Raw genomic sequence first — 18,100 nt, 5'->3', positions numbered from 1 at the left:
TTTTGGGGCCTGGGCCGGCCGCCGCGGGGGGGCCCACGGGCCGCCGGGGGGCGGGCGCCCCCCCCGGGGGGCCCCCGGCCGCCGCGGGGGGGGCGGTCCGACGGCAGGCCCCGGCCCGGCGCTCCCCCAGGTGACGGCTTTCCAAGGACGACGATGACCACCACCGCATCACCCCCGGGCGGCCCCGCCCCGGACACCGAGCACGCCGAACCCGGCGGGCGCCCCGGCGCGGGCCCGGCCCGCCGGCGCCACCGGCACCGCCTGCTGATCCTGCTGGCCGCCCTCGCGCTGCTGCTCGCCACGGCCGTCCTCAGCGTGATGGTCGGCGCCCGCCCCATCGCGCCGGGAACGGTCTGGGACGCGCTGTGGCACTTCGACGACTCCGACGAGCACGTGATGGTCCGCGAACTGCGCGTGCCGCGCACCGTGATCGGGCTCGTCACCGGTGCGGCGCTGGGCCTGAGCGGGGCGCTGATCCAGGCGTTCACCCGTAACCCCCTGGCCGATCCCGGCATCCTCGGCGTCAACGCGGGCGCGAGCCTCGCGGTGACGTTCGCGGTGGCCGTGCTCGGGTTCACCGCCGCGAGCCAGTTCATCTGGTTCGCGCTGGCGGGCGCCTTCGGGCTCACCGTGCTCGTCTACACCCTGGGGTCCATCGGCGCGGACCGGGGCACCCCGGTGAAACTCACCCTGGCGGGTGTCGCGTTCACCGCCGTGTGCGGCGGCTTCACCTCCGCCATGGTCCTCAAGTCCACCACCACCTTCGACGTCATGCGGTTCTGGGGCGTCGGCTCCATCGGCGGCCGCTCGCTGGACATCCTCCCGATCGCGCTGCCGCTCATCGGCGCCGGGCTCGTGCTGGGGCTGCTCAGCGCGGGCTCCCTCAACGCCCTCGCCCTCGGCGACGACCTCGCCCGGTCTCTGGGGACCCGCCTCGCCTTCACCCGCGTCGTGCTGATCCTCGCCGTCACCCTGCTGGCCGGGACCTCCGTCGCCGTCGCCGGCCCCATCTCGTTCGTCGGGCTGATGGTGCCGCACATCGTGCGGTGGTTCGTGGGACCCGACCAGCGGTGGATCCTGCCCGTCACCTGCGTCGCCGCCCCCGCCTTCCTCCTCGCCGCCGACATCGTCGGCCGCGTCGTGCTTCCGTCGGGGGAGCTGCGGGTCGGGCTCGTCACCGCGCTCGTCGGCGCGCCCGTCCTCATCGCGCTGGTCCGGCGCCGGAAGGCGAGCACCCTGTGACCGCGCACCCCCTCACCGAGAGCGCCGGCCCCGGGCGGACCACCTGGGCGCTGCGCCGGGGCGGGGCGTCGCTGCGCGTCGAGCGGCGGTCCGTCCTCGTCTGCGGTGTCCTGGCCCTGATCGTGGCGGCCCTCGGCGTACTGACCCTCGCCACCGGCTCCATCCAGCTGACCCCCGCCCAGGTACTCTCCGCCCTGTTCGACCCGGACGCGGAGCCCCGTACCCGGCTCGTCGTCGTCACCTGGCGGCTGCCGCGGCTGCTGTTCGCGGTGGTCTGCGGAGCGGCGCTCGCGGTCAGCGGGGCGCTGTTCCAGTCGCTCACCAAGAACCCGCTGGGCTCCCCCGACGTGATCGGCTTCGCCTCCGGTTCGTACGCGGGTGCCAGCGTGGTCATGCTCGTGCTCGGCACCGCCAACTACCTGGCCGTGGCCACGGGTTCGCTGATCGGCGGGGCCCTGACCGCGCTCCTGGTGTACGTGCTGGCCTACCGGGACGGCGTACGGCCCTTCCGGCTCATCATCGTCGGTATCGCCGTCGGCGCCTTCCTCAGCTCGATCACCTCGATGCTGCTGCTCGCCGTCAGTCCGCAGCAGGCGATGCTGGTGGCCACCTGGGGCGCCGGCTCCCTCAGCGGGCTCGGCTTCGAGCAACTGCGGGTGACGGCGGTCGTCTTCGCCGCCCTGCTGGTCTGCTCGGCCGGCGTGGTGCGGCCCCTGGTCCACCTGGAGATGGGCGACGACACCGCCCTGGCGCTGGGGGTGAACGCCCAGCGCGTCCGGCTCACCGCCACCGTCGCCGGGGTCGCGCTCACCGCGCTGGTGACGGCGGCCGTCGGGCCGATCGCGTTCATCGCCCTCGCCGCACCGCAGATCGCCCAGCGGCTGACCCGGAGCTCCACCACGCTGCGGATCGCCCCGGCGGCCCTGACCGGTGCGGCGGTCCTGGTCGCGGCCGATTTCATCGCCCAGCGGGTCGACCTGCCCGTGGGTGTCGTCACGGTGTGCGTCGGCGGGGCCTACCTGGCCTGGCTGCTCGCCCGCCAGTACAGAGGTGGCAGCCGATGAGTTCCCCCGAATCCACCACGCGCAAGGACGGGTCCGTCGCGGCCCTCTTCCGGGTGGCCCTGCTGCGCGACGGGCGGGGCCTGCGCATCGGCCTCACCGCCGTGGCGTTCATGGTCCACCAGTTGTGCGAGGCGCTGGTGCCCGTCCTCATCGGCGTGGTCATCGACCGGGCGATGGCCCCTTCCGACCGGGCCGCCCTGGTCTGGTGGCTCGTCGCCCTCGGCGGGGTCTTCGTCGTCCTGTCCCTGTCGTACCAGCGTGCGTCGGCGTCGATGGTCACGGTGTACGGCTACGGCGAGCACGAGCTGCGGCAGCGCGCGATGACCCGGCTGCTGGACCCCCTGTCGCTGCGCCGCCGCCCCGGTTCCGGCGAGGCGCTCTCGCTGGTCTCGTCCGACACGTACCGGGTGGCCGGGGTGTCCTGGAGCGTCGTCCAGCAGGCGTCCACCCTCACCGCGATCCTGACGGCGTCGGTCGCCCTGCTGGTGATCTCCGTGCCGCTGGGCGTGGGCGTCATCGCCGGGACCGTCCTCATGCTGGTCGTCATGCGGCGGGTCTCGATGCCGCTGGAGGCCCGGGGGCTGGCCGAGCAGGGGTCGGCGGCGCGGGCCAGTGAGGTGGCCACCGATCTGATCACCGGGATACGGGTGGTCGCCGGGATGAACGCCCGGACGGAGGCCGCCCGCCGCTACCGCACCGCGAGCGACACCTCACGGCGCGGCGCCGTCGCCGCCTCGCGGTCGGTCCTGGCCTACAGCGGTCTGAGCCGGCTGCTGTCGGGGGTGTTCCTCGCGGCGTTGGCGACGGCGGCCGGGTATCTCGCGCTGGAGGGCCACCTCACCATCGGCCGGCTCGTCACGGTGCTGGGGCTCGCCCAGTTCCTCCAGGGCTCGCTCGCCCATGTCGGTACCTTCGCCTCGAACTGGATCCACAAACGGGCCTCCGCGCGCCGCCTCGGCGAGCTGATCGGCGCACCGCCCCTGATAGAGCCGCTGCCCGCGGGCACCGCCCTGCGCCGTGACCCGGACCCCGCCCCGGTGCGCTGGCACCCGCCCGGCCACGGCGAACCGCTCGACCTGCGCCCCGGCGCCCTCGCCGGCGTCGTCCCCCACCACCCCGCCCACGCCCGGGATCTCAGCGACCGGCTCGGCTACCGGGTGCCCCTGGCCCGCGGCGAACTCCTCATCGGCGGGGTGGACGCGGTCGACCTGGGCCCCGACCGGGTACGCGCCCGGGTCGTCGCCCCGCCCCACCACGGCGCCGTCTTCTCCGGCACCCTGCACGCCAACCTGGCCCCCCGGGGCGGGGCGGTGGACCCGGCCGTCACCGAGGCGGCCATGCTCGACGACGTACGCGAACAGATCGGCGGCGACCTGGCCGAGGTCGGGGAGCACGGCCGGCGGCTCTCCGGCGGTCAGCGCCAGCGGCTGCTGCTGGCCCGCGCCCTGCACACCGACGCCGACCTCGTCGTCCTCGACGAACCCGCCACCGCCGTCGACCCGGTGACCGAACAGCGCATCGCCGAGGGGCTGCGCGCCCTGCCGTCCACCATCCTCCTGATCACCGCCAGCCCGATCCTGCTCTCCGCCTGCGACCGGGTGATCGACCTCGGCGTTCCGGGCCACGGCAGCCAGGAGAGCGACGACGGCCAGGACAGCCACGACCCGAACGGACTCCCCCGGTGACCCCGACCCCCGAGCGGACCGACGCGCCTCTCACCCCCCTGCCCGCCGCCGCCCTGCCCGTCGCCGACGCCCGCCGGACCCGCGGGGAGATCCTCCGCAGGCTCCGCGCGCACCGCGGCCGGCTCGCGGCGGCGCTGCTCACGCTCCTGGGCGGTACGGCGGCCACGCTCGCCACTCCCCCGGTCCTGGGAGGCATCGTGGACGCCGTCGCGGACGGTGCCGGCCGGGACCGGGTGACGGTGCTGGGGATCGCGCTGGTGGCCGCCGCCGCCGTCGGGGCCGCCCTCGCCTACGCCGGCGGGCGGATGCTGGTCGCGCTCGTGCAGGAGGTGCTGGCCGCCCTCCGCGAGGACGTCTTCGAGACCGCCGTCCACCTGCCCGTCAACACCTTGGAGGACAGCGGCAGTTCCGATGTCGTCTCCCGGGTCACCCGGGATGTGGAGGCGGTCTCCGAAGCGGCCTCCGACGTGCTGCCCGATGTGACGGACGCGAGCTTCACCATCGGCCTGAGCCTGGTGGGCCTGGCCGTGCTCGACCCGCGCCTCGCGCTCGCCGGTCTCGTCTGCCTGCCCGTCCACGTCTACGCCACCCGGCAGTTCCTCAGCCGCTCGCACCGCGTGTACGGGGACATCCGCCGGCTGGAGTCGGCCCGGGGGCAGGTGGTCATCGAGGCGGTACGCGGCGCCGAGTCCATCCGCGCGTACCGCACCCAGGACCACCACCTCGGCGATCTGGCCGACCGCAGCGTCCGGGCGATCGAGCGGCAGCGGGACGGGGTGAGGCTGCGCAACCGGTTCACGGGGCTGCTCAACGCGGCGGAGTTCCTCGGTCTCGCCGCCGTCCTCGTGACGGGCTTCGCGCTCTTCGGCTCGGGGGCCGTCACCCTCGGCGCCGCCACCGCCGCCGCCCTCTACTTCCACCGGCTCTTCGGCCCGGTCGGCTCGCTCCTGGGCAGCCTGGACGACATCCAGCGGGCCACCGTGGGGCTGTCGCGGCTGGTCGGGATCACGGACCTGGGCCGCCACCACGTCCGCCACGAGGAGGCGGCCCGGGGGACGGCCCGCCGCCCGGACATCGACGTCAAGGGCGTCTCGTACGCGTACGACGGCACGCGCCCCGCCCTGCGCGAGGTCTCGCTCCACGTCCCCGCGGGCACCAGCCTGGCGCTCGTCGGGGCCAGTGGCTCGGGCAAGAGCACCCTGGCCCGGCTCGTCGCGGGGATCGGCGCGCCGGACCGGGGGAGCATCACCGTGCGGAGCACCGGGACCCCCGACGCCCCGGTCTCCCGGTACCTGGTGACCCAGGAGGTCCATCTGTTCGGCGGCACCCTGGCCGACAACCTGAGGCTCGCCCGGCCCGACGCCACCGACGACCAGCTCCGCCACGCCCTGCGTGCGGCCGGGGCCGACTGGGCGCTGGACCTGGACGCGGGGCTCGACACCGTCCTCGGCGCGGGCGGCACCCCGCTCGACGACGGGTCCGTCCAGCACCTGGCCCTGGCCCGGGTCCTGCTCGCCGACCCGCCCGTCGTCGTCCTGGACGAGGCCACCGCCGAATCGGGCCCGCGGACCCGCGCGCTGCTCCAGGGCGCCCTGGCCCGGGTCATCGCGGGCCGCACCGCCGTGGTCGTCGCGCACCGGCTGGAACAGGCGCGCCAGGCCGACCAGGTCCTGGTCCTGCGGGACGGGGAGGCCGCCGAACAGGGCACGCACGACGAACTGCTGGCCGCCGGGGGCGCCTACGCGGCGCTCTGGGCGGCCTACCACCGTGCCGGGCAGGGGGGTGGCGGCGGCCGAGTGGCGTACGGGGAGCCCCCCGCATAGCCTTCCTGGAAGCCACGTTCTGTCACCTCATGTCCGAATGGTCGCCGGGTCGAAGGGTCGAGAGCCTTGAGCATCAACCACGACGAGCAGGACGCCCCGGAGCCCGCTGTCGGCCCCGCCCCCGAGGGCGAGCCGCGGTTCCGCCCCTACCGCCGCCCCGCCGCGGGCTGGGGCGCGGCGGAGGAGGTGACCCGGTTCCTGGGCCGCGAGCGCGCCCCGGTGGACGGTGCGCGGACCATGAGGAAGATGAACCACGAGGACGGCGGGTTCGACTGTCCCGGGTGCGCGTGGCCGGACGACGTCAACGGCCTGCGCCTGGACATCTGCGAGAACGGGATCAAGCACGCCACCTGGGAGATGACCCACAAGCGGGCCGGGCGGGAGTTCTTCGCCGCCCACTCGGTGACCGAGCTGTCCGGGTGGAGCGACCACGACCTGGAGAACCAGGGGCGGCTGACCGAGCCGATGGTCTACGACCCCGGGTCGGACCACTACACCCCGATCAGCTGGAAGGACGCCTTCGCCCTGGTCGGCACCGCGCTGCGCGGGCTGGACGACCCGAACGAGGCGGCGTTCTACACCTCGGGCCGGCTCAGCAACGAGGCCACCTTCCTCTACCAGTTGATGGCCCGTGAGCTGGGGACGAACAACCTGCCGGACTGCTCCAACATGTGCCACGAGGCCAGCGGACGCGCGCTCACCGCTTCTCTGGGGACGGGCAAGGGGACCGTCGACCTCAAGGACTGGGAGAGCGCCGACGCGCTGTTCATCTTCGGGGTCAACGCCGCCTCCAACGCGCCCCGGATGCTCACCGCCCTTTCCGAGGCCCACCAGCGGGGCGCGCAGATCGTGCACGTCAACCCGCTCGTGGAGGCGGCCGCCACCCGCACCATCGTCCCGCACAAGTTCGCGGACATGGCCCGGTTCAAGTCGACGCCGACCAGCACGCTGAACGTCCAGCCGCGCATCGGCGGCGACATGGCGCTGGTACGCGGCATGGCGAAGGCGCTCCTGGAGCGGTCCGCGTCCGACCCCAAGGCCCTGGACCAGGAGTTCATCGACCGCTTCACCACCGGCTTCGCGAAGTACCGGGCGCTGTGCGAGGCGACGCCGTGGGAGGAGATCGAGACCCAGTCCGCGCTGGGCCGCGCCGACATCCTGGAAGCGGCCCGCGTGTACGGCGAGGCGGACCGCTCCGTCGTCAGCTGGTGTCTGGGCCTCACCCAGCACGAGCACGGCGTCGACACCGTACGGGAGATCGTCAACCTGCTGCTGCTCCGCGGCAACCTCGGGCGGGAGGGCGCGGGCCCCTGCCCCGTACGCGGGCACAGCAACGTCCAGGGCAACCGGACCTGCGGGGTCGACCACCACCCCGCCGAGGCGTTCCTGGACCGCCTGGCCGAGGCGTGCGCGATCACCCCGCCCCGGGAGCAGGGCCTGGACACCGTCGGCACCATCGAGGCGATGCGGCGCGGCGAGGTGAAGGTGTTCGTCGCCATGGGCGGGAACTTCGCCCGCGCCGCGCCCGACACCCCGGCCACCTTCGCGGCGCTGCGCTCCTGCGAGCTGACCGTCCAGGTGAGCACCAAGCTCAACCGGAGCCACCTCGTCCACGGCCGCCGGGCCCTGATCCTGCCGTGCCTCGGGCGGACCGAGAAGGACCATCAGCGCAAGGGCGTCCAGTCCGTCTCCGTCGAGGACTCGATGAGCATGGTCCACCTGTCGGTCGGTGTGAAGCGCCCCGCCTCCCCGCACCTGCTCTCCGAACCGGCCGTCATCGCCGGGATGGCCCGCGCCGCCCTGCCCGACAGCGCGACGCCCTGGCACTGGTACGTCGAGGACTACGACCGCATCCGGGACACCATGGCCAAGGCCCTGGACGGCTTCGAGGACTTCAACCGCCGCGTGCGCCGGCCGCTCGGCTTCCGGCTGCGGCAGCCCGCCCGCGAACGGGTCTTCCTGACCCCGTCCGGCCGCGCCGAGTTCTCCACCGCCGCCCTGCCCGACGTCGTCCCCGCCGCCGGCACCCTGACGTTGGGCACGTTGCGCTCCCACGACCAGTGGAACACCACGATCTACTCCGGCAACGACCGCTACCGCGGCATCGAGAACCTGCGCACGCTCGTCTTCATGAACCGGGCCGACATGCGCGAACGCGGCATCGCCGACCTCGGCCCGGTCGACATCACGAGCACCGCCAGGGACGGCAGCCGACGCCACCTCAACGGCTACCTGGCCATCCCGTACGACATCCCGCGCGGCTGCGCGGCCGGGTACATGCCGGAGATGAACGTGCTGTGCGCGCTGGGCGACTACAGCACCCAGAGCGACCAGCCGATCATGAAGCACGTCAAGGTGACCATCGCTCCGGCGGCGTGAACGTCGCTCCCGGCTCGTGAGCTTCCCGCGCGGGCACATGCCTGACCTTCGAGGACACATCGCACCGGGCCGGACACGTTTTCTGAGGATTGCTCATTTACTGGCCGGTAGAGAGCTATGCGGCGCAGGTCACCCCCCTCTACCGTCGGGGCAGCGCTCCGGGCCCCGCCGATGTCGGTGAGCCGCCGACCGGGCCCCGGGGTCCCGCACGTCTCCCGCCCCAGGAGGTCCGATGCCACCGCTCCCCGCCCCACGCCGTCCACGCCGCTCCCCCCGCAAGCTCTCCGCCCTGGTGCTCGCCGGGATGCTCGGAGCGCTCTCGCTCGGCGCCCCCGCCCCCGCGTCGGCCTCTCAGGCCGCCGACGACGGGGAGTACCTCGTCGGGCGCGGCATCGCCGACGTCACCGGGGAGGCCGCCGAGACCGGGATGATGGGCTACTCCAGCTTCGACCAGAAAACGTCCGGCATCCACCAGCGCCAGAGGTCACGCGCGTACGTCGTCGTCGACCGGGCGACCGGCAAGCGCGTGGTGTACGTCAACGCCGACCTCGGGATGATCTTCCAGTCCGTGCAGCAGGGCGTCATCGCCCGCCTCAAGGAGCGTTACGGCAGCCTGTACGGCGAGGAGAACGTGCTGCTCTCCGCCACCCACACCCACTCGGGACCCGGCGGGTACTCCCACCACGTCGCGTACAACCTCTCGGTGCTCGGCTTCCAGAACGGCACCTACCGGGCGATCGTCGACGGCATCACCGAGTCCGTGGCCAAGGCCCACGACGACCTGAGGCCCGGCACCCTCAGCCTGGGCACCGGCACCCTGACCGACGCCAGTGTCAACCGCTCCCGGGAGGCCTTCGACCGCAATCCGGCGGCCGACCGGGCGGCCTTCCCCGACGGGATCGACCCGGCCATGACCGTGCTGCGGTTGCGGCAGGGCGACACGGACGCGGGCGCGATCAGCTGGTTCGCCACCCACAACACCTCGATCACCAACAAGAACACGCTGATCAGCCCCGACAACAAGGGCTATGCCTCCTACGCCTGGGAGCACGACCACGAGGGCGTGCGCCATCTCGACGACACGCCTGGTTTCGTCGCCGCGTTCCCGAACACCAACGCCGGGGACATGTCGCCCAACCTCAACCTGAAGCCCGGATCAGGGCCCACGGAGGACGAGTTCGAGAACACCCGCATCATCGGCGAGCGCCAGCTCGACAAGGCACGCGAGGTCTACGGCGGTGCGCGGCCGATGACCGGCGGGGTCGACTCCCGCCTCACCTACGTGGACATGGAGAACGTCACCGTACGCGGGGAGTACACGACGGACGGGAAGGAGCACCGTACCTGTCCCGCCGTCGTGGGCGCCTCCACGCTCGCGGGCAGTGTGGAGGACGGCCCGGCGATCCCGGGGTTCGAGGAGGGCACCCGTACCCCGGTCGCGTCCATCATCGACGCGCTGCGCGTCGACACCCCGTCCTGGCTCGCGACCTGCCAGTACCCGAAGGCGAGCCTGATCCCCACCGGCCTGCTGAGCAACGTCCACCCGGTCACCCCGAAGATCCTCCCGCTCCAGATCATGAGGATCGGGGAGCTGTACCTGGTGGCGGGCCCGGGTGAGTTCACGATCACGGCCGGGCTCCGGGTCCGCCGGGCCGTGGCGCAGGAGCTCGGGGTCCCGCTGGAGCGTGTGCTGCTCCAGGGGTACGCGAACGCCTACAGCCAGTACGTGACGACGCCGGAGGAGTACGACACCCAGAACTACGAGGGCGGCTCCACGCTCTACGGCCGTCACACGCTCCCCGCCTACCAGCAGGAGTACGCGCGGGTCGCGGCCTCCCTGCGCCAGGGCACCGCGCTGGAGCGGGGCACGGCGCCGCCGGACGAGTCCCACCGGCAGTTCACGTTCCAGACGGGCGTGGTGTACGACAACCCGCCGCTCGGCAAGTCGTTCGGCTCGGTCCTGACCGCGCCGGCCTCCTCGTACGCACGCGGCTCCACGGCGACCGTCGAGTTCGCCACGGGGCACCCGAAGAACGACGTGCGCCGGGGCGGGACCTTCCTGGAGGTCCAGCGGCTGGAGAACGGGAACTGGGTGCGGGTCCTGGACGACGGTGACTGGCGGACCACCTACCGCTGGACCCGGATCAACGGTCTGACCGGTACGTCGAAGGCCACGGTCACCTGGGAGATCGGGGCGGACACCGCTGCGGGCACCTACCGGATCGTGCACCACGGGGACGCGAAGAGCCTGCTGGGGAAGATCACGCCGTTCACGGGCGCCTCCCCGGCGTTCACCGTGACCGGGTGAGGGGTGGGTGGGGGCCCGGCCGCCGGGCCCCCACCCGTCACGGGTCTCCGTACCCGAGATGCCGCACCCCGGTGCCGGGTCCATGCTGGTGACATGGGTGACCAGGCCGGCCCCGAGCCCATCGTGTGCGTCCAGCGGGACCTCCGGTTGCTGGAGGCCGCGGGGACACATCCGGCGGGCGCGCCCGCCCGGCAGCTGGCCCGGGAGGCCGAGCTGTCGCCGGACGTGGCCGGGGAGCATCTGAGGGGGCTGGTCCAGGACGGCTACCTCAGGGAGCTGGACGACGGGGCGTTCGCCCTGCGCGACCGGAGCCCGTCACCGGACGCCGTACTCGGCGACGAAACATGGACGCAGCGCCTGCGTCCCCTCCTGACCTCGCTGCGTGACAGCCTCTCCGCCGCCGCCTACCTGACGCTGTACGACGAGGGGGAGATCCGGGTCCTCCAGATCGTCGACAGCCCGCGAACGCCCCGGGTCGACCTCTGGGTGGGCTTCGAGGACGCCGGCCACGCCACCGCCCTGGGCAAGAGCGTGCTGAGCGGACTGGACGAGGAGGCCCGCGCCGGCTACCTCTCCCGCCACCCCCTGGCCGACCTCACCTCCCACACCATCACCCGCCGCGAGGAGCTGATCCGCCAGCTGGACGCCTCTCCGGTGGCGCCGCTGTCCATGGACCGCGAGGAGTACCGGCGCGGCACGACGTGCATCGCCGTACGCGTCTACAGCGGCGACCAGGTCGGCTCGCTCGGCATCTCCTTCCGCTCGGACCGGATGTACCGGACCAGCGAGGTCAGGACCCAGCTGCTGTCGTCGGCGCTGCGGGTCACCCGTCGGCTGACGATCCCGGAGTGACGCCGGGGCCCCTGCGGCCGTCAGCCGTGGAAGAGGCCCCTGGGCGGCAGGGGAGCCCAGTCCCGCAGGGGCTCCTGTCAGCTCACTCGGCCATCTCGTACGCCCCCGACAGCTCCTCCACGCGCCCCCAGATCCGCGCCGAACGCTCCACGTCGACGACGGGGCGCCGTACCGCGCCGAGCGCCCACTCCTGCTGGTCGCGGGTGGCGGAGTCCTTGCCGTGCAGCTCCACGGCGTGCGCGGAGAAGTCGCGTACGAGGACGGCGAACAGCTCGTCCAGCAGGTCCTGGTCCAGGCCGGTGAGCCGGGCCTGCTCCAGGATGAGCTGGCCGTGGACGACCAGGGCGAAGAGCTGGCCGATGGCAAGGAGAAGGTCGAGGTCGCGGCTCTGCTCCTCGTCGGGGGCGGCGGTCTCGACGAACGTGCACAGGGCGTCGGCCTGCTCGCGGAAGCGGGCGACGTTCGCCACGTCGGCGTACGCGTCGAACGCGGGGCGCCAGTCGTGGAAGCGTACGGCGCCCAGGCCTCGGGCCGGTCCCTGCCGGAAGAGGAACGCGTCGTCGGCGGCTTCCAGGCGGGAGGGGACGGGCGGGTGGTCCACCGGGTTCAGCAGGTGGTTGCGCAGGAACTTGAGGATCAGCGCGAGGTTGACGTGGACCGTGCCCTCCAGCTTGGGCAGGCTCCGGATCTCGACGGCCGCCTGGGCGAAGTAGTTGTCCTTCTCGAACCCCTTGGCGGCGATGACGTCCCACATCAGGTCGATGACCTTCTCGCCCTCCGTGGTCACCTTCATCTTCGTCATCGGGTTGAAGAGGAGGTAGCGGCGGTCGTCGGGCCCGGCGGAGCGGAAGTAGTCGACGGCGCGGTCGCTGAACAGCTTCATCCCGACGAGCCGGACGTAGGCGTCGGTCAGTTCGCGGCGCACGTGCGGGAAGGCGGTGACGGGGCGGCCGTAGAGGATGCGGTTGCTCGCGTGGGTGACGGCCTCGTACATCGCGTGCTCGCAGATGCCGATGGAGGCGGTGCAGAGGTTGAACTTGCCGACGTTGACGGTGTTGAGCGCGGCGTCGAAGGCGGCCCGGCCGGTGTGCAGGATGTCGGCGGGGGCCACCGGGTAGTTCGCCAGGCGGAACTCGCTGACGAACTTGGAGGAGTCGACGACGTTCTTCACCAGGTGGTACGCCTCGTGGCGGCTGTCGGCGGCGAAGAAGACGTAGCCGTCGGGGCCCTCGATGTCGGTGCGGCGGCCGAAGACGGAGACGAGACCGGCCGCGTTGCCGTTGCCGATGTAGTACTTGGAGCCCGAGGCCAGGAAGCCTCCGGCGCCTTCGCCGTCCGGCTCCAGCAGCATGTCGGTGGAGTAGATGTCGGCGCCGTGGCTCTTCTCGGAGAGGCCGAAGGCGAACACCTCGCCCTGGGAGAGGAGTTCGGCCGCCCGGTCGCGGGCCGCCTCGTTGTCGCTCTGCCAGACCGGGCCGAGGCCGAGGATGGTCACCTGCCAGGCGTACCAGTAGTCGAGGCCGTAGAACCCGAGGATCTCGTTGAGCGCGGCGATCCGGGCGGTGTCCCAGCGCCGGCCCTCGCTCCCGGCGGCGGAGGCCGGGGTGAGGAAGGTGGCGAACAGGCCCTCCTTCGCGGAGAACTCGAGGAAGTCGCCCAGCCAGGCGCGGGAACGGTAGTCCGCGTTCAGCCGGCGCCTGCCCCGCTCCTCGAACCAGTCGACGGTGGCCCGCAGCAGCCTGCGGGTCTCCGGGTCGAAGTGCTGGGGGTCGTAGGTGCGCGGGTTGAAGAGCAGGGGCGCGGGCTCGGCCATGGGGATCGCCTTCCGGGAGGGTGAGGGGTTGCCGGTGGTATGTGGGTGGTGGTGCGGAGGTGGCGTCGCCCCTCCGGTGGTGCGGAGGTGGCGTCGCCCCTCCGGTGGTGGGGAGGCGGTGCTCCTCCCGTGGTACGGAAGTGGTGCTGCTCCTCCGGTGGTACGGAGGTGGCGCCGGGGGGTGCGTTCAGGTGCCCGTGCTCGGCGCTTCGAGCCGGTGGAGGGTGTCGAGTACGTCGTCGAGCCAGGCGATCGTCATGCGTTCGTACGCGATGCCGCCGCGCAGCACGACGTGCTGGAGCTCCTGGCCCGCGTCCGGGGGTGCGGGCGCCTCGGGCCCGGTGAAGTCGCGCACCTGTCCGGCGAGGTAGTGGGTCAGGCGGTCCCGGTGGACCTGCCGGTGGCGCTCGACCTCGCGGACCAGGGCGGCCGGGTCGTCGAAGGCGGCGCCCCGGATCTTCACGGCGAGGTCGTGCCGCAGGCTCTCGGGCTCGATCGGCTTGTGCAGCCACTCGGCGAGGGCGGCCCGGCCGGGGGCGGCCACGGAGTATTCCTTCTTGTCCGGCCGCCCCTGCTGCTCGACCTCGCGGACGACGAGCCGGCCGTCGGCCTCCATACGGGCCAGGACGCGGTAGATCTGCTGGTGGCTGGCGGTCCAGAAGTGGCCGATGGACCGCTCGAACCGCCGGGCCAGCTCATAGCCGGAGCCGGGTTTCTCCAGCAGCGAGACGAGGATCGCGTGTTCGAGCGCCATACCGCGATCCTTCTATGCAACTCGTTGCATAGGCAAGTCGGAAGGCCCGGGTGAGACACGGCTCACCCGGGCCGCGGGCCGTTCGCTCCCCCGCGCCCGGTCCCCGCCCGCACCGGGGGACAATGGTCGGCGCACCCGGCACCCGCCCGCCCCCTCGCCGTACCAGGAGAGCCACCGCCTTGTCCCAGCACACTCCGCACGCCGGCCACCCCGACCTGCAAGCCGACTGCGGGAACTGCTTCGGCCTGTGCTGTGTGGCGCTGCCCTTCGCCCGCTCCGCGGACTTCGCCGCGGACAAGGCCGCGGGGACCCCGTGCGGCAACCTCCAGGAGGACTTCGGCTGCGGAATCCACGAGCGGCTGCGGGAGCGGGGCTACCCGGGCTGCACGGTGTTCGACTGCTTCGGGGCGGGCCAGAAGGTCTCCCAGGTCACCTTCGGGGGGCGCAGCTGGCGTACGGCGCCGGACTCGGCCCGCACGATGTACGGGGTCTTCCCCGTCGTACGGCAGCTGCACGAGCTGCTGCGCTACACGGCCGAGGCCCTGGACCTGCCGGCGGCCGGGGCTGCCCACCGCGAGCTGCGCCGCGCCTACGACCGGATCGAGGCGCTGACCCGGGACACCGCCGACGCCCTTCTCGCCGTCGACGTGCCGGCCCTTCGCGCGGAGGTGAACGCCCACCTGCTGCGCGCCAGTGAGCTGGCCCGCGCCGCGGTGCCGGGCCGGAAGAAGAACCACCGGGGCGCGGACCTCCTGGGCGCCCGGCTGCGCGGCGCGAAGCTGCGCGGGGCCACCCTGCGCGGCGCCTGCCTGATCGCCGCCGACCTCTCCGGCGCCGACCTGCGCGACGCCGACCTGATCGGCGCGGACATGCGCGACGCGAACCTGTGCGGCGCCGACCTGACCGGCGCCCTCTTCCTCACCCAGCCGCAGCTCGCGGCGGCCAGGGGCGACGCGGCGACCCGGATCCCGGCCGCTCTGCGCAGGCCGGACCACTGGGCCGCCTGAGGCGGCACGGGGCGTTGCGGGAGCGGGGCCGGCAGCGGCGATCGGCACGTCGGGTGCCGTCCGTCCGGCGTGCGCGGAGCCGGTGCAGGGGCGAAGCTGACGAATCCGGGCACTCTGTGCGGTACCAGCGCAACGGGGCGTTTCGGACGTCATCGGCAGGGCACCCAGTCTGTCGTGACCATCTGATCCCCACAGAGCAAGGGAGCATTCGTCATGGCGAACCCGCAGCAGCCGGAACAGCGGCGAAGCGACAAGGGCGGAGGCACTCCTCAGGACAGCGCCGAGCTCAAGGCCAAGCAGCCGGGGACGCCCCGGGGCAGCGGCCGCGCCCACGGCACGGACAAGGGCGGCAAGGGCGGCGGCTCCGGAGGCGGTACGCCGCCCGACCAGCGGCCCGACCACCCCTGACACCAGGGCCGACCGCACCGGGCGGGCCGGACGGGCAGCCACCGTCCGGCCCGCCCGGCCCTGGGCCGTACCAGCGCAGAGCAGAGAGGCAGCTCATGACGAGGAGCGAACAGCCGCAGGACCCCAACCGGCTCCATCCCCGCCCCGACTTCCCGCAGCAGGGCCAGGAGCACCCCGGCTGGACCGGCCCCATGGACCCGCCGCCCGATCACGGGGAGGACTCCTACCAGGGCTCGGGCGCCCTCACCGACCGCAAGACGGTGATCACCGGGGGCGACTCCGGTATCGGCCGCGCGGTCGCCCTGGCCTTCGCGCGCGAGGGTGCGGACGTGCTGCTCACCCACCTCCCCGACGAGGAGGAGGAAGCGCGCGAGACCGCCCTCCTGGTGGAGGAGGCGGGCCGGAAGGCGGTGACCCTGGTCTGTGACATCCGGGACGAGAAGCAGTGCCGCTCCCTCGTCGAGCGGGCCGTCTCCGAGTTCGGCCGTATCGATGTCCTGGTCAACAACGCGGCGTACCAGATGTCCCAGCCGGACGGGATCGCCGCGATCTCGACCGAGCAGTTCGACCGGGTGATGCGGACCAACCTGTACGGGATGTTCTGGCTGTGCAAGTCCGCCCTGCCGCACATCCCGGCGGGCGGCTCGATCATCAACACCGCCTCGGTGCAGGCGTACAAGCCCAGCCCGCATCTGCTGGACTACGCGATGACCAAGGGGGCGATCGTCACGTTCACGCAGGGGCTCGCCCAGATGCTGGCCTCCGACGGGATCCGCGTCAACGCGGTGGCGCCGGGGCCCGTCTGGACGCCGCTCATCCCGGCGACCCTGCCGGACACCACGGAGTTCGGGAAGCAGAGCCCTCTGGGCCGCCCGGCGCAGCCCGCCGAGATGGCGCCCGCCTATGTCTTCCTCGCCTCCGCGAACGCCTCGTTCATCACCGGCGAGATCATGAACGCCACCGGCGGCACACCGCTTCCCTGACGCCGACCGGCCGGACCGGATGCCGATCGGCAGCCAGGCCGGTCCCCCATCGGCCGGTCCGGTCGCTCATCGGCCGGTCCGGTCGCTCATCGGCCGGTCCGGTCGCTGATTGGCCGACCCGGATACTGATTGGCCGGCGGCGAGGCCGGGAAGAGGTTCTGAATGGCAGCAAATCACCATGAAGCACCCATTCTCGAGGCTCTCGCCGCCTACAAGGACCGCGACGAGGTGGGGTTCTCCCCGCCCGGCCACAAGCAGGCCCGAGGCGCGTCCCCGGCCGTACGGGCCGTGCTCGGCGACGCCGTCTTCCTCGGGGACGTCCTCGCCACGGGCGGGCTGGACGACCGGCGGGGGAAGTCGGCCGTGCTCCAGCGGGCCGAGGACCTCATGGCCGACGCCGTCCACGCGGACCACACCTTCTTCTCCACCTGCGGCAGCTCGTTGTCGGTGAAGGCGGCCATGCTCAGCGTCGCCGCCCCGCACCAGCGGCTCCTGGTCGGCCGGGACGCCCACAAGTCCGTCATCGCCGGGCTCATCCTGTCGGGGGTCGAGCCGGTCTGGATCGAGCCGCAGTGGGACGCGGAGCGCCATCTGGCGCATCCGCCGTCGGCGGAGTCCGTCGAGAAGGCCTTCGCCGCCGCCCCCGACGCCCGGGGCGCCCTGGTCACCAGCCCCACCCCGTACGGGACGGCGGCGGACCTGCGCGCCATCGCCGAGGTGTGCCACCGGCGGTCGAAGCCGCTGATCGTGGACGAGGCGTGGGGCGCCCATCTGCCGTTCCATCCCGACCTGCCCTCCTGGGCGATGGACGCGGGCGCCGACGTCTGCGTCACCAGCATCCACAAGATGGGCAGCGGGCTGGAACAGGGCTCGGTCTTCCATCTCCAGGGCGATCTGGTGGACCACGACACCCTGGCCTCGCGTGCGGATCTGCTGGGCACGACCAGCCCGTCCGTGCTGCTCTACGCGGGCATCGACGGCTGGCGGCGCCAGATGGCCCTGGACGGACACGGCCTGCTCTCCCGGGCCCTGGAGCTGACCGCGACGGTCCGCGCGCGCATCGAGGAGGTCGAGGGGATGCACGTCAACGGGGAGGAGGACTTCTGCGGGCCCGGCGCGGCCGCGCAGTTCGATCCGCTGCCCGTGATCATCGACATCACGGGGCTCGGGACCACCGGCTACCGGGCCGCCGACTGGCTGCGCGAGCACCACCGTATCGACATGCACCTGGTGGACCACCGCCGGATCAGCGCCCAGTTCACCCACGCCGACGACACGGACACCGCCGAGCGGCTGCTGACGGCGCTGCGCGACCTGTCCCGCAACGCGCACACCCTGCGCCCCGCCCCCGAGGTACACGTCCCCACCCCGGACGAACTCCGCCCCGACCAGGCGTGCCTCCCCCGCGACGCCTACTTCTCCCGCACCGAGGACGTGCCGGCCGCGCGGGCGGTGGGCCGCGTCGCCGCCGAGATGATGACCCCCTACCCGCCCGGCATCCCGGCCGTGCTGCCCGGTGAGCGGATCACCGGGCCGCTGCTGCGCTATCTGCGCTCGGGCGTCGCCGCGGGCATGAACGTGCCCGACCCCGCCGATCCGAAGCTGGAGACCCTCCGGGTCTGCGCCGAGGGGGAAGGCCCCTGACGGCCCGGGGCACGAGGACCGACCGACCGCACACGGGAAAGCCGGAGCGACACACCGGAAGGGCGGGGCGAGGTAATTGCCTCGCACCCGCGATCCGCGCCGGCGTACGGGTATGGCCAGGCGCCGGGGGGCGGGGTA

General features: G+C 73.1%; 13 protein-coding genes. 11 read left to right on the top strand and 2 right to left on the bottom strand.

Going from position 1 to position 18,100, the window contains the following annotated elements:
- The first annotated feature begins 153 nt into the window (after nt 1-153).
- From AB0917_RS27940 to AB0917_RS27910, 7 genes are all read left to right on the top strand, one after another.
- Nucleotides 154-1,242 carry an iron chelate uptake ABC transporter family permease subunit gene (locus AB0917_RS27940; protein ID WP_366822448.1) on the top strand — a complete coding sequence of 363 codons (1,089 nt, stop codon included), beginning with the start codon at nt 154-156 and terminating at the stop codon, nt 1,240-1,242.
- Complete coding sequence (locus AB0917_RS27935; protein ID WP_366822447.1) at nt 1,239-2,306, top strand: iron chelate uptake ABC transporter family permease subunit; 1,068 nt, start codon at nt 1,239-1,241, stop codon at nt 2,304-2,306. The genes AB0917_RS27940 and AB0917_RS27935 overlap by 4 nt, the downstream gene beginning before the upstream one ends.
- The gene (locus AB0917_RS27930; RefSeq protein ID WP_366822446.1) at nt 2,303-3,991 is read left to right on the top strand and encodes an ABC transporter ATP-binding protein; all 1,689 of its coding nucleotides are present in this window, start codon (nt 2,303-2,305) and stop codon (nt 3,989-3,991) included. Before AB0917_RS27935 ends, AB0917_RS27930 begins: the two co-directional genes overlap by 4 nt.
- Complete coding sequence (locus tag AB0917_RS27925) at nt 3,988-5,814, top strand: ABC transporter ATP-binding protein (RefSeq protein WP_366822445.1); 1,827 nt, start codon at nt 3,988-3,990, stop codon at nt 5,812-5,814. Before AB0917_RS27930 ends, AB0917_RS27925 begins: the two co-directional genes overlap by 4 nt.
- Before the next feature lie 66 nt (nt 5,815-5,880).
- Complete coding sequence (locus AB0917_RS27920) at nt 5,881-8,193, top strand: FdhF/YdeP family oxidoreductase (RefSeq protein WP_366822444.1); 2,313 nt, start codon at nt 5,881-5,883, stop codon at nt 8,191-8,193.
- 232 nt (nt 8,194-8,425) lie between these two features.
- Nucleotides 8,426-10,501 carry a neutral/alkaline ceramidase gene (locus tag AB0917_RS27915; RefSeq protein ID WP_366822443.1) on the top strand — a complete coding sequence of 692 codons (2,076 nt, stop codon included), beginning with the start codon at nt 8,426-8,428 and terminating at the stop codon, nt 10,499-10,501.
- Between the two features lie 93 nt (nt 10,502-10,594).
- Complete coding sequence (locus AB0917_RS27910) at nt 10,595-11,353, top strand: IclR family transcriptional regulator C-terminal domain-containing protein (RefSeq protein WP_366822442.1); 759 nt, start codon at nt 10,595-10,597, stop codon at nt 11,351-11,353.
- A gap of 82 nt (nt 11,354-11,435) precedes the next feature.
- Here the strand turns inward: AB0917_RS27910 and AB0917_RS27905 are convergent, their stop codons facing one another.
- Entirely contained in the window at nt 11,436-13,166 is a 1,731-nt protein-coding gene (locus AB0917_RS27905) for an acyl-CoA dehydrogenase family protein (protein WP_366822441.1), read from the bottom strand.
- Nucleotides 13,167-13,353: 187 nt separating this feature from the next.
- Nucleotides 13,354-13,920, bottom strand: a complete 567-nt coding sequence (locus AB0917_RS27900; protein ID WP_366822440.1) for a PadR family transcriptional regulator — start codon at nt 13,918-13,920, stop codon at nt 13,354-13,356.
- A gap of 179 nt (nt 13,921-14,099) precedes the next feature.
- On the opposite strand from AB0917_RS27900, the gene AB0917_RS27895 reads away from it, so the two are divergent.
- From AB0917_RS27895 to AB0917_RS27880, 4 genes are all read left to right on the top strand, one after another.
- Nucleotides 14,100-14,927 (top strand): pentapeptide repeat-containing protein, encoded by an 828-nt coding sequence (locus AB0917_RS27895; RefSeq protein ID WP_366822439.1) that lies wholly within the window; start codon nt 14,100-14,102, stop codon nt 14,925-14,927.
- A 213-nt stretch (nt 14,928-15,140) separates the two neighbouring features.
- Nucleotides 15,141-15,335, top strand: a complete 195-nt coding sequence (locus AB0917_RS27890) for a hypothetical protein (protein ID WP_366822438.1) — start codon at nt 15,141-15,143, stop codon at nt 15,333-15,335.
- A gap of 95 nt (nt 15,336-15,430) precedes the next feature.
- Nucleotides 15,431-16,318, top strand: a complete 888-nt coding sequence (locus tag AB0917_RS27885; protein ID WP_366822437.1) for an SDR family oxidoreductase — start codon at nt 15,431-15,433, stop codon at nt 16,316-16,318.
- 162 nt (nt 16,319-16,480) lie between these two features.
- Nucleotides 16,481-17,962 carry an ornithine decarboxylase gene (locus AB0917_RS27880; protein WP_366822436.1) on the top strand — a complete coding sequence of 494 codons (1,482 nt, stop codon included), beginning with the start codon at nt 16,481-16,483 and terminating at the stop codon, nt 17,960-17,962.
- The last annotated feature ends 138 nt before the right edge of the window (nt 17,963-18,100 follow it).

Source organism: Streptomyces sp. NPDC007346 (assembly GCF_040703535.1).
Taxonomy (GTDB): domain Bacteria; phylum Actinomycetota; class Actinomycetes; order Streptomycetales; family Streptomycetaceae; genus Streptomyces.
Note: the sequence above shows the minus strand (reverse complement) of the source record. Positions and strands in the feature narration are given on the sequence as shown.

Coding starts and splice junctions, on each gene's coding strand:
- AB0917_RS27890 (WP_366822438.1), top strand. CDS start 15,141: ATGGCGAACCCGCAGCAGCCGGAACAGCGGCGAAGCGACAAGGGCGGA.
- AB0917_RS27910 (WP_366822442.1), top strand. CDS start 10,595: ATGGGTGACCAGGCCGGCCCCGAGCCCATCGTGTGCGTCCAGCGGGAC.
- AB0917_RS27880 (WP_366822436.1), top strand. CDS start 16,481: ATGGCAGCAAATCACCATGAAGCACCCATTCTCGAGGCTCTCGCCGCC.
- AB0917_RS27885 (WP_366822437.1), top strand. CDS start 15,431: ATGACGAGGAGCGAACAGCCGCAGGACCCCAACCGGCTCCATCCCCGC.
- AB0917_RS27940 (WP_366822448.1), top strand. CDS start 154: ATGACCACCACCGCATCACCCCCGGGCGGCCCCGCCCCGGACACCGAG.
- AB0917_RS27915 (WP_366822443.1), top strand. CDS start 8,426: ATGCCACCGCTCCCCGCCCCACGCCGTCCACGCCGCTCCCCCCGCAAG.
- AB0917_RS27905 (WP_366822441.1), bottom strand. CDS start 13,166: ATGGCCGAGCCCGCGCCCCTGCTCTTCAACCCGCGCACCTACGACCCC.
- AB0917_RS27900 (WP_366822440.1), bottom strand. CDS start 13,920: ATGGCGCTCGAACACGCGATCCTCGTCTCGCTGCTGGAGAAACCCGGC.
- AB0917_RS27930 (WP_366822446.1), top strand. CDS start 2,303: ATGAGTTCCCCCGAATCCACCACGCGCAAGGACGGGTCCGTCGCGGCC.